The sequence below is a fragment of the Sphingomonas sp. GW821-FHT09E03 genome (assembly GCF_059416225.1).
This window is the reverse complement of the sequence record NZ_JBWKOS010000004.1, coordinates 19,881-31,698: the sequence shown is the minus strand read 5'-3', so window position 1 is coordinate 31,698 and position 11,818 is coordinate 19,881. Positions and strand designations below refer to the sequence as shown.

Sequence of the window (11,818 nt, the reverse complement as noted above, 5' to 3'; positions counted from 1 at the left end):
AAAGCGGGTCAGCGAAGCAGCTGGGTTAACGCCATAGTCCCCCATCAGCGGATCAGGTGAAAGAAGGTGCCGGTGACCTGCCCTGCCCGGCTGCCCGCGGGTGGCAGCGGCTGGCCCTCGCCATCGACTACATCGGCCAGCGGTTCGCCGTCGATGCGGACGATCGTCGCATGATGATATTCATGGCCGACGCTGGTGCTGCCGACCGCGGCGAACGGCATGGCGCTGCGCCACGTCGCCTGGCGGTAGCCGAGGTGGAGCTTGCGCACCGCGAAGCTGGTTTCCACCGGCAGCAGCCCGGCCATCGCATGGGGCTCACCCGCGGCATCGGTGAGCGTTTGTCCCAGCACCATATAGCCACCGCATTCGCCGTGAACCGGGCGGGTCGCGGCGAAGCGGCGCAGGCCATCGAGGAAGCCGCGATTGCCCGCGAGGCGGCCGGCGTTCAGCTCGGGATAGCCGCCTGGCAGCCAGCAGCTGTCGCACGCCTCGGGTGGCAACTCGTCGGCGAGCGGCGAGAAGAAGTCGACACTCGCGCCGGCGGCGCGCCAGCCTTCGAGCAGGTGCGGGTAGACGAAGGTAAAGGCGTCGTCGCGGGCGATCGCGATCCGCTGACCGGGGGGCCGCCAGCGGATCGCGCTGCCGGCGGCGACCTGCGTCGGCCGTGCGGCCGCAAGGATCGCGTCGAGATCGCAATGCGTGGCAACCAGCGTCGCCATCGCCTCGATCGCGCCGTCGAGCGCCGGGGTTTCCACCGCCTGGACCAACCCCAGGTGGCGCGAGGGCAGCACCATGCACGGATCGGTCGGGATCATTCCGAGCAGCGGCACGCCAATTGCCGCAAAGCCTGCCGCGATCATCCGACCGTGGCGCGGGCTGGCGACCCGATTGGCGATCACCCCGGCGATCGGCGGCGCACCCGGGTAGGTGGCGAAGCCGTGCGCGGTCGCAGCAAGCGATTGCGCGGCCCCCGCTGCATCGAGCACCAGCACCACCGGCCAGCCGAGCGCGCGCGCCACCTCGGCACTGGCGCCGGTGGCGCCCCCGCGCGCGACACCGTCGAACAGGCCCATCGCGCCCTCGGCAACGATCAGGTCGGCGCCCTGCCCGGCGCCCGCCGCCAGCGCAGCGAGCAGCGACGGCTCCATCGCATAGGCATCGAGGTTCACCGAAGGCCGACTGGTGGCGGCACCGTGAAACGCCGGATCGATATAGTCCGGTCCGGTCTTGGCCCCGGCGACGACCAACCCGCGCCGCCGCAGCGCTCGCTGCAGCGCGATCGTTACCACCGTCTTGCCGCTGCCCGACCGCGGCGCGGCGATCAGCAGCCCCTTAGCGCTCGACGACATCGAGCGCCTCGCGCGCTTGCCAGCCGCGGCGGTGAAGCTCGGGCGTTTCTGATAAATTGTCGGGATAACCGATGCATAGCAGCGCCACCAACCGCCAGCATTCGGGCACAGTGAGCAGCGCAGTAACGGCGGTGGGATCGACGATCGATACCCAGCCAATGCCGATGCCCTGGGCGCGTGCCGCCAACCACAGGGTATGGATGGCCATTACGGTCGAATAACGCAGCATTTCGGGCATGGTCGCGATGCCGAGGCCATGACCCGCCGCCGGCGCCTCGTCGGTGAACACCGCGACGATCTCCGGCGCCTCGCGCAGCCCGTGGAGCTTGAGCGCGCGATAGGCGGCCGCCCGTTCCGCGTCATAGCCCGCCGCCGCGCGCGCGCTCGCCGCGTCCACCGCCGCCGCCAGCGCATCGCGCAGCGCCGGGGTGGTGACCCGCACCAGCCGCCACGGCTGGGCATTGCCGACCGACGGCGCGAGCGCCGCGGTCGCCAGCAGCCGATCGATCACGCCCGCCGGCAGCGGATCGCGCCTGAAGTGGCGCACGTCGCGGCGCCAGGCGAACAGCGTCGCCAGCTGCGCCTGGAACGGCTCATCGAAGACCGGCGGATGGCTCAATATTCGATGCCCGCCTGCGCCTTCACGCCCGAGCGGAACGGATGCTTGATCAGCGTCATCTCGGTGACTAGGTCCGCCGCTTCGATCAGCGCCTCGGGCGCGTTGCGGCCTGTTACGATGACGTGCTTGTCCGCCGGCTTGGCGAGCAGGACCGCCATGACCTCGTCGAGCGGCAGATAATCGTAGCGCAGCACGATGTTGAGCTCGTCGGCGAGCACCATCTTGTACGCAGGATCGGCTATCATCCGCTTGACCTCTTCCCAGGCCTCGCGGGCGACTGCAATGTCGCGGGCGCGATCCTGGGTGTCCCAGGTGAAGCCCTCGCCCATCGCCTTGAACTCGATTTGATCGGGAAAGGCATCGAACACCACCTTCTCGCCGGTCGCCCAGGCGCCCTTGACGAACTGGACGACGCCCACCTTCATGCCATGGCCGATCGCGCGGGTGACCATGCCGAGTGCGGCGGAGGTCTTGCCCTTGCCCTTGCCGGTGTGGACGATCAGCAGGCCCTTCTCCTGGGTCTTGTTGGCCATGATCTTGTCATGCGCCGCCTGCTTCTTCTTCATCTTCTCGGCATGCCGGGCATCGCCGGTGAGGACCTCGGGTTGTGGAGTATCGTCGCTCATGGACATGGGGCATGCTCCTGAAGTTCGGCGAGCATCATGCCCGCACTGTTCGATGTCGGTTTCCACAGGCCGCGCTCCAGCGCTTCGGCGAGGCGCGCGGCGGTGTCTCGCAGCGCCGCCGGATTGACCTCGGCCATGAACGCGCGGACCACGTCATCCTCGATGAAGGCGGCGTGGACGGCGTCGAAATGATGGTCGCGGACCGCATGGGTGGTGGCGGCGAAGGCGAACAGATAATCGACCGTCGCGGCGATCTCGAACGCGCCCTTATAGCCGTGGCGCATCACGCCGGCGATCCATTTGGGATTGACGACGCGGGCGCGGACGACGCGACCGATCTCGTCGTCGAGCGTGCGGATCACCGGCCGTTCGGGGCGGCTGTGGTCGTTGTGATAGCTGATCGGCGCGGCGCCCTTGAGATGCTCGATCGCCGCGGCGATGCCGCCCTCGAACTGATAATAATCGTCGCTGTCGAGCAGGTCGTGCTCGCGGTTGTCCTGGTTCTGGACCACCGCATCGACCTGGCCAAGCCGCGCCGCGAACAGATCGCGTTCGGCATCGCCCTCGATCCCGGCGCCATAGGCATAGCCGCCCCAATCAAGGTACACTTCGGCGAGATCGGCGCGATCGTGCCACAGTTTCTCGTCGATCATCGCCTGCAGTCCGGCACCATAGGCCCCTGGCTTGGAGCCGAACACCCGCGCGCCGGCGCGGCGCGCGGCCTGAACCGGATCGGCGCCCCGATCGATCAGCGTCGCGGTCTCGGTGCGGTGGCGCGCCGCCGCAGGATTTTCCGCGGCATCCTCGTCGAGCGCCATGATCGCGCGGGTCGCGGAATCGATCAGGTCGATCTGCTCGGGGAAGGCATCACGGAAAAAGCCCGAGACGCGGAAGGTGACGTCGACGCGCGGGCGGCCAAGCTCGGTAACGGTCATCACCTCGAAGCCGATCACCCGCCCGGACGCCCAGTCCCACCGTGGCCGCGCGCCCATCAGCGCCAGCGCCTGGGCGATGTCGTCACCGCCGGTGCGCATGTTGGCGGTGCCCCAGGCAGACAGCGCCATCGCCGCAGGGTAATCGCCCTCGCGCTGGAAATAATCCTCGACCAGCAACTGCGCCGAGCGAAAGCCGAGATCCCAGGCGGTCGCGGTCGGCACGGCGCGGGTGTCGACCGAATAGAAGTTGCGCCCGGTCGGCAGCACATCGGGCCGGCCGCGGGTCGGCGCCCCCGAGGGGCCAGGGGTCACGAAGCGGCCATCGAGCCCGGCGAGCAACGCGGTACGCTCGGCGTCGCCGCAGGCGTCGATCCGGGGGGCGAGGTCCGTCGTGATCGCGTGGAGGACGGCGTCAGTCCTGTCACCCACACCTTCTGCGTCACCCCAGCGGACGCTGGGGTCTCCTGCGGCTGGGCGGCACGTTTCGCCCGCCTCCGGGAGATTCCAGCTTCCGCTGGGATGACGGGTTAGGAGAGCAACCGCGAGCAGTTCGAGCCGCTCGACCGTATCGCCGGTCGTGCGCCAGACCTCGTCCGAAACTCCCACCAACACTGCCGGCCGCGGCCCGGCCCATACCGCGCCCATCACGCAATCGAGCGGATCGAAGCCCAGTGCGAGATCGTCGGCCATCGCGCGCAGCAGCGAGCCCTGCCCAGGATGGTCATAGCCACGCGGCGTCCGCGCCAGCGCAACCAGCAGGTCGGTGCGCAGCCGTCCTTCGGGCGAGCGGGTGAACACGTGCAGCCCGTCGCGGATCTGCATTTCCTTGAGCTCGCACAGGTAATTGTCGAGCGCGCCGAGCGCGTCGTCGCCGTCGCCGACCATGCCGGCGTCCTGGTCTAACCCGGCGCCGCGCGCGAGATGGAGGATCTCGCGGCGCAGATGCTCCAGCCGTCGCGGATCCATCCCGGCGGCGAGATAATATTCGTCGACCAGCGCCTCCAGCTCTTTAAGCGGGCCGTAGGTTTCGGCGCGAGTCATCGGCGGGGTAAGATGATCGATGATCGTCGCCCCAATCCGGCGCTTGGCCTGGGTGCCCTCGCCCGGATCGTTGACGATGAACGGATAGAGTTGCGGTACCGGCCCCGCGCAGATCTCGGGGAAGCACGCCTCGCTCAGCGACAGCGCCTTGCCCGGCAGCCATTCGAGATTGCCGTGCTTGCCGACATGGACGACCGCGTCGGCGGCGAAGACGTGGTTGAGCCAGAAATGAAAGGCGAGATAGCCATGCGGCGGCGGCAGCGCCGGATCATGATAGCTTGCCTTGGCATCGATATTGTAGCCGCGCGCCGGCTGCACCGCGACCGCGATTGCGCCCCAGCGATGGACCGCAAGCCGGAAGGCGCCGTCGCGGACGAACGGATCGTCGCCGGGCGCGCCCCAGCGTTCGTCCACCGCGGCGCGGACGCCGGCCGGCAGCGCGGCGAAGAAGCCGGCATAATCGGCGAGCGACAGCATGGCTTCCGCCGGGCGGCCCGCTGCGCCTGTGGCGTTGGTGACGCCGCCGAGCATCACCGCCATCAGCGCGGCGCCGTCGGCAGGCGCGCCGGGCAGATCGTAGCCGGCCTCGCCAAGTGCGGCGAGGATTGCCGCGGCGCTCGCCGGCGTATCGAGACCGACGCCGTTGCCGATCCGGCCATCGCGGTTGGGGTAATTGGCGAGCACCAGCGCCACCGACCGCGCGGCCGGCGCCTTGCGCCGCAGCCGGGCCCAGCGGCCGGCGAGCGCGGCGACGAAGTGCAGCCGACCGTGTGCGACCCGCGGCACGACGATACTGCATTCGGTGCGCGGATCGAACCGCGCCGCCGCCTTGAACGCAATGGCACGGGTAAACAGCCGGCCGTCGACTTCGGGCAGCGCTACATGCATGGCGAGATCGCGGGGCCCTAAACCGCGCGGGCTAGCCTCCCAGGCGGCCTGCTCGACGCCGGCAAACATGGTCTGCAGGATCGGGCAGTCGGCACGCTCGAGCACGCCGGGTTGGCGCGGCTCGCCGGGCGACGAGGCGGCAAAGGCGGTGGCGTTGACGATCACGTCCGGCTGGATCGCCTCGATCATCCCGCCGAGCCACTCGACCGCGAACGGCTCGCGCAGGCTGCGGACGTGGACGGCGACGACGTTGAGCCCCTGCCCGTCGAGCGCCGCGATCACGGCGTCCACCGCCTCGAGCGTGCCGGCGATCAGCAGCGCGCGATAGAAAACGAACAGCACGGTCGGCCGGCCGCTCACCCAGCGTGCTTGGGCGTCGTCGAGCGAGGGCTGCTCGACCCCCGTCACATGCAGCCCGGCATCGGGCACCGGCACCGGCTCATCGGGCGTCCCTGCGTCCTCGCCGATCAGCCGCGCAGCGGTGCGCAGGAAAGCGGCGGCATTGCCCACCCCGCCCTGGCGCAGATAGGCTTTCAGCCGCTTGCGATCAGCCTCCGCTACGGTTGAGGCACGATCGAGCTCGGGGTCTTCCTCGCAGCCGTCGGACAGCGCCGCAAAGGCGATGCCGCGCTCGCGCGCCACCCGGGCAATCTCGTCGATCCCATAAGGCCAATAGCCCTTGCCGCCGATCAGCGTGACGCAGACGAAGCGAGCGCGGCCGATCACCCGATCGACATAGAGATCGACCGAATAAGGATGCTTGAGCTGGAGCAGATTGGCGATGCGGACGCTCGGCCCCGCATCGCCGATCTGCTCGGCGGCATGGGCGAAGCACGCCAGATCGCTGTCCGCCACCGTGAGCAGCACGATGTCGCCCGGCGACTGGGCGAGGTCGATCGCCTCGTCACCGTTGGCGATCGTGCCGGGGGTGGCGGACAGCAGGTGCATCAGCGCGCCGCGACCAGCGCCGGCGCCAGGATTGCCGCGAGGGCGGTGCGGATCGCGGTCTCGTCGAGTCCCTTCTGGCCGATCACCACCAATTGCGAGCGGCGCGTCGATGCGCTCCACGGCCGGTCGTAATATTGCTGCACCCGCGGGCCGACCGCCTGGATCACCAGCCGCGCCGGGCGGCCCTCGACGGCGACATTGCCCTTGATCCGCAGCACGTCATGCGCCGTGATCACCGTCTCCAGCGTCGTGACCAGCGCCGCGACATCGGCGACGTCGCCGCCTTCAACGACGAAGCTGTCGAAATCGTCATGGTCATGCTCCTCGTCGCTGTCGTGGTGCGAGGGGCGCGCGTCGAGATCGTCCTCGGCGCCGGCAGTGATGCCGAGCAGCGCGCCGACATCGACCGCGCCATGGCTGGCGTGAACGATCTTCACCCCCGCGCGGGTCTCCTGCTTGATCCGCGCCTCGACGCTAGCCAGCGTCGCCGCATCGACCAGATCGGCTTTGTTGAGCACCACCATGTCGGCGCAGGCGAGCTGGTCCTCGAACAATTCCTCGAGCGGGCTGTCGTGATCGAGCGACGGGTCGGCGGCGCGCGCGGCGGCCAGCGCCGCCTCGTCGGGCGCGAACCGGCCGGCGGCGACCGCATCGGCATCGATCAGCGCGATCACGCCGTCCACCGTCGCGCGGGTGCGGATGTCCGGCCAGCCGAACGCCTTCACCAGCGGCTTGGGCAATGCCAGGCCCGAGGTTTCGATGATGATATGCTCGGGCGGGTTGGGCCGGTCGAGCAGCGCCTGCATGGTCGGCAGGAAATCGTCGGCGACGGTGCAGCAGATGCAGCCGTTGGCGAGCTCGACGATGTCCTCCTCTGGGCACGCGGCATCGTTGCAGCCGCGCACCAGATCGGCGTCGACGCCGATGTCGCCGAACTCGTTGATGATCAGCGCCAGCCGGCGCCCTTGCGCATTCTGGAGCAGGTGGCGGATCAGCGTCGTCTTGCCGGCGCCGAGGAAGCCGGTGATCACGGTAGTGGGGATACGGGCCACGATGGGTCTCCTTGAAATCGAATGGTAATCAGGCGACGACGTCGGCGGTGCGGACCTCGATCTCGTCGAAGCGCTTCCAGCGGAACACCGCCCAGCTCAGCCCCCAGCACAGCGCGAACAGGCCGATGATCGCAAAGCCGATCAGATTGAAGCTGCCGCCGAGCTCGGCCACGGCCGACCACAGACCGCCGTGCAGCCCGAGCTTGTCGGCCACCAGCGCCAGCGTCTCGATCCCGCCGATCAGGATCGCGACCAGCGCCGATACCGCGGTGATGACGATGTTGTAATAGAGTTTGCGGATCGGATGCACGAACGCCCATTGATAGGCGCCGAGCATCAGGATGCCGTCGGTGGTGTCGACCAGCGCCATGCCGGCGGCGAACAGCGCCGGGAAGACGAGCACCGGTGCGATCGCGAAGCCGCCCGCCGCCTGGCTCGCCGACAGGCCGAGAATGGCGACCTCGGTCGCGGTGTCGAAGCCCAGCCCGAACAGGAAGCCCAATGGCGCCATGTGCCAGCTGCGCGACACCAGCCGGAACATTGGCCGGAACAGTCGAGCGAGCAGGCCGCGGTTGCCGAGCAGCAGATCCAGATCCTCCTCGACATAGTCGCCGCCGCGCCGGACATGGTGGAAGGTCCGCCACACCGAGCGCAGGATGATTAGGTTCATCGCCGCGATCGCGAACAGGAACACCGCCGAGACGATCGTCGCGATGATGCCGCCGCTCGCCTTGAGCGCCTCGAACCCCGACAGTGCCGAGGCGGTGAAGGCGATCGCGGCCGAGGCGATCAGGATCACCGCGCTATGCCCGAGCGCGAACCAGAAGCCGACGGTGGTCGGCCGCTGGCCGTCGTTCATCAGCTTGCGGGTGACATTGTCGATCGCGGCGATGTGATCGGCATCGACCGCGTGGCGCAGGCCAAGGCCCCAGGCGAGCAAGGCGGTGCCGAGCATCAGCGGCTGGGCGTGGAACAGCGCCGCCGCCCAGATCCACGCGCCGATATTGGCGAGGATCAGGAAGACGTAGAGGGGGATGAGCTTGCGCGTGATCGGCCGCGCGCGGCGATTGGCCATGAGGGGAACGACTCCATCGGCATCGAGCAACGTCGTGCGGGAGCGTGCCGCCATGGGCTGGCGGTCAGGGTGCTCGACCCGGCGGACGCCCGTGCGCCCGGCCCTTGCGACCCCGATGCGGCTCCCGCCGCTTCCAACGTCGCTCAGACGGACGGATCCGTGCCGCGGCCACCCCCTGGGCCAGGGCAAGAGCGACCGAACGCCGGCAGGTCTCCTGGCTCACGGGTCATCGCGCGAGGCACGGCCTTCCCAGGCCTCGCCCGATTCGGCGTCCGGCCCAGTGGCTGCACCCTTCACGCTGGGGAAGGGCACGCTGCGCATCGCACTCACCGCTTACAGTTGCAGGGACAGCCGCGGCTTGGGGCGGCAAGCCACCCGCACCGCATTCCCTTGAAGCTCCTCGCGGAGCACCGACGCGATCGTGCGACCCCGCGCGGACGCGGCGTCGGGATCGGCGGTATCGCACGGGGCGCGGCGGCGCAATGGCAACCGACCGTTCTATCCGTCACCCCAGCGAAGGCCGGGGTCTCGTATGGCCCCTGTCCGATCCTCGCCACGAGGAGATCCCAGCCTTCACCGGGATGACGGATGATCGTCTAGACCAGCCGGCTCTGCTTCACCGCGGCTTCGATAAAGCTCGCGAACAGCGGATGCGGGTCGAACGGTTTGCTCTTCAGTTCCGGGTGGAACTGGACGCCGACGAACCACGGGTGGTCCGGCCGCTCGACGATCTCGGGCAAGGTGCCGTCGGGCGACATGCCGGAAAACACCAGGCCGCCCTGCTCGAGCGCTTCTTGGTAATGGGTGTTGACCTCGTAGCGGTGACGATGCCGCTCGTGGATGGTGGTGCCGCCGTAGATCGACGAGACCACGCTGTTGCCGTCGAGCTTGGCCTCATAGGCGCCCAATCGCATGGTGCCGCCAAGGTCGCCCTGCGCCTCGCGCTGCTCGAGGCCGTCGCGGCCCATCCATTCGGTGATCAGCCCGACCACCGGCTCGTCGGTCGGGCCGAATTCAGTCGATGACGCGGCAGCGATGCCGGCGAGGTCGCGCGCGCCCTCGACGCAGGCCATCTGCATGCCGAAGCAGATGCCGAAATAGGGAATCTCGCGCTCGCGGGCGAAGCGCACCGACTTGATCTTGCCCTCCGCGCCACGCTCGCCGAACGCACCGGGGACAAGGATCGCGTCGCATGGCTCGAGCTGACCGACGATCTCGCTGTCGTCATTCTCGAACAGTTCGGCGTCGATCCAGCGGATGTTGACCTTCACCCGGTTGGCGATGCCGCCATGGACCAGCGCCTCGTTGAGCGACTTGTAGGCATCCTGCAGGCCAACATATTTGCCGACGACGCCGACGGTGACCTCGCCCTCGGGGTTGAACAGGCGATCGGTGATCTCGCTCCAGCGGCTGAGATCGGGCGGTGACGACGGCGTGATGCCGAAGGCACGCAGCACCTCGGAATCGAGGCCTTCCTCGTGATACTGCATCGGCACCGCATAGATGCTCTTGGCATCGAGCGCCGGGATCACCGCCGATTCGGGGACGTTGCAGAACAACGCGATCTTGGCGCGCTCCGACGGCGGCAGCGGGTGCTCGCAGCGGCAGACGAGCACGTCCGGCTGGACACCCAAGGCGGCGAGCTCGCGCACCGAATGCTGGGTGGGCTTGGTCTTCAGCTCGCCGGCGGCGGCGATGTACGGCACCAGCGTGACGTGGATGCTGATCGCGTTGCCGCGGCCGACCTCGTTCTTGAGCTGGCGGATCGCCTCGATGAACGGCAGCGATTCGATGTCGCCGACGGTGCCGCCGATCTCGCACAGCACGAAATCGAGGTCGTCGGTCTCGGCGCGGGCGAAGGCCTTGATCGCATCGGTGACGTGCGGGATCACCTGCACCGTCGCGCCGAGGTAATCGCCACGCCGTTCGCGCTCGATGATCGTCTTGTAAATCCGGCCGGAGGTGACGTTGTCTGACTGTCGCGAGGCGACGCCGGTGAAGCGCTCGTAATGGCCAAGGTCGAGATCAGTCTCGGCGCCGTCGTCGGTCACATAGACCTCGCCGTGCTGATACGGGCTCATCGTGCCCGGATCGACGTTGAGATAGGGATCGAACTTCCTGATCCGGACGCGATAGCCACGCGCCTGGAGGAGAGCTGCGAGAGAGGCCGCCATGAGGCCTTTACCGAGCGACGAGACCACGCCGCCGGTGATGAAGATATACCGCGCCATGGGAAGAATCGCCTAGCGTGTTGAAGGGGCAAACGACAAGGGCGCGCGTCGAGACGACGCGCGATTTATACGGTAAACCGCAGGGTAATCAGTGGGCGAGCGGGACCGCCGAATTGTCGGCCGGTGCCGTGGCCGGGGCCACGCCGTTGACCGTCGCCGGCGCATCGACCGGCTGAGTGGGCACCGCATCCTGCGTCGGCGTGGCCGGTGCCCTACGGGCGAGCGACGTGTCGATCGCCTGGGTGCGGTGAGTCGCCGCCAGCACTGCGAGCGCGATCGAGAACAGCACGAACAGGGTGGCGAGCACCCCGGTGGCCCGGGTGAGGAAATCCGCCGCGCCGCGCGCCGACATCAGCCCCGACGGGCTGCCGCCCATGCCAAGCCCGCCGCCTTCCGACCGTTGCATCAGGATCACCGTCACGAGCGCCGCGGCGATGATGGCATGTACGACGAGAAGGAAGGTGAACATTGATGATCCCGGTTGTCCGGCGCCCGATGCCCCGACGCCGGGCACATAGGCGCAACCCCGATGGGGATCAACAGCGCCCCGCTCGCGACGCCCGGCGCCAGGGTGATGCGATCCGATAGTTAATATCTAAATGTCTGGCGAAACCAGCGCGTGATCAGGGCGTTATGACAGCGAAACGACACCCATAACGCGCGTCCGATCAAGGACGAGGAACGGAAAGTTTAACGTGGGAACAGCCGCTCAATCGCTTTCAACGTGGATGACGGCGCTGGTCGATTACGTGCGGTCGGGCGAGCCCGACCTCACCAACAGGCAGATGGCGTTGTTGCTCTTGGTTTATCTTAACCCCGGCCCGCACACCGTGCGTGGACTCGCGCGGGCGCTCAACGTCTCGAAACCGGTGGTCACTCGCGCCTTGAACAGGCTGGGGGCGCTCGGCTATCTGCGCCGCCAGCGCGACGACAGCGACAAGCGCAATATCTTCGTCGCGCGTACATCCGAAGGGGCAGTGTTTCTTGAAGAGTTCGGGCAGTTCATCGGCGAAGGCGGCGCCCCCGCCCTTAGCAGAGCCGTCGCGTAAGGCGT

Annotated in this window: 9 protein-coding genes and 1 riboswitch; of the genes, 1 reads left to right on the top strand and 8 read right to left on the bottom strand. The window is 68.3% G+C overall.

All coding sequences use genetic code 11. From position 1 onward, the window contains the following. Positions 1–44: 44 nt before the first annotated feature. The 8 genes from AC07M8_RS10510 to secG all read right to left on the bottom strand — a co-directional run bounded on the left by AC07M8_RS10510 (position 45) and on the right by secG (position 11,233). On the bottom strand, positions 45–1,349 hold the full coding sequence (locus AC07M8_RS10510; RefSeq protein ID WP_495174299.1) for a cobyrinic acid a,c-diamide synthase CobB: 1,305 nt from the start codon (positions 1,347–1,349) through the stop codon (positions 45–47). After that, positions 1,333–1,971 carry a 5,6-dimethylbenzimidazole synthase gene (gene bluB / locus AC07M8_RS10505; protein ID WP_495174693.1) on the bottom strand — a complete coding sequence of 213 codons (639 nt, stop codon included), beginning with the start codon at positions 1,969–1,971 and terminating at the stop codon, positions 1,333–1,335. Before bluB ends, AC07M8_RS10510 begins: the two co-directional genes overlap by 17 nt. Continuing rightward, positions 1,965–2,594, bottom strand: a complete 630-nt coding sequence (cobO, locus tag AC07M8_RS10500) for a cob(I)yrinic acid a,c-diamide adenosyltransferase (RefSeq protein WP_495174298.1) — start codon at positions 2,592–2,594, stop codon at positions 1,965–1,967. Before cobO ends, bluB begins: the two co-directional genes overlap by 7 nt. Beyond that, on the bottom strand, positions 2,591–6,406 hold the full coding sequence (cobN, locus tag AC07M8_RS10495; protein WP_495174297.1) for a cobaltochelatase subunit CobN: 3,816 nt from the start codon (positions 6,404–6,406) through the stop codon (positions 2,591–2,593). Before cobN ends, cobO begins: the two co-directional genes overlap by 4 nt. Then, positions 6,406–7,458 (bottom strand): cobalamin biosynthesis protein CobW, encoded by a 1,053-nt coding sequence (gene cobW / locus AC07M8_RS10490; protein WP_495174296.1) that lies wholly within the window; start codon positions 7,456–7,458, stop codon positions 6,406–6,408. The genes cobN and cobW overlap by 1 nt, the downstream gene beginning before the upstream one ends. 28 nt (positions 7,459–7,486) lie before the next feature. Beyond that, the gene (locus tag AC07M8_RS10485) at positions 7,487–8,533 is read right to left on the bottom strand and encodes a HoxN/HupN/NixA family nickel/cobalt transporter (RefSeq protein ID WP_495174692.1); all 1,047 of its coding nucleotides are present in this window, start codon (positions 8,531–8,533) and stop codon (positions 7,487–7,489) included. A 187-nt stretch (positions 8,534–8,720) separates the two neighbouring features. Continuing rightward, positions 8,721–8,961: riboswitch (cobalamin riboswitch) on the bottom strand. A 168-nt stretch (positions 8,962–9,129) separates the two neighbouring features. Next, entirely contained in the window at positions 9,130–10,764 is a 1,635-nt protein-coding gene (gene pyrG, locus AC07M8_RS10480) for a CTP synthase (RefSeq protein WP_267392879.1), read from the bottom strand. Positions 10,765–10,852: 88 nt separating this feature from the next. Continuing rightward, on the bottom strand, positions 10,853–11,233 hold the full coding sequence (gene secG / locus AC07M8_RS10475) for a preprotein translocase subunit SecG (protein ID WP_267392878.1): 381 nt from the start codon (positions 11,231–11,233) through the stop codon (positions 10,853–10,855). Between the two features lie 259 nt (positions 11,234–11,492). On the opposite strand from secG, the gene AC07M8_RS10470 reads away from it, so the two are divergent. Beyond that, positions 11,493–11,813, top strand: a complete 321-nt coding sequence (locus AC07M8_RS10470) for a MarR family transcriptional regulator (RefSeq protein ID WP_267392877.1) — start codon at positions 11,493–11,495, stop codon at positions 11,811–11,813. The last annotated feature ends 5 nt before the right edge of the window (positions 11,814–11,818 follow it).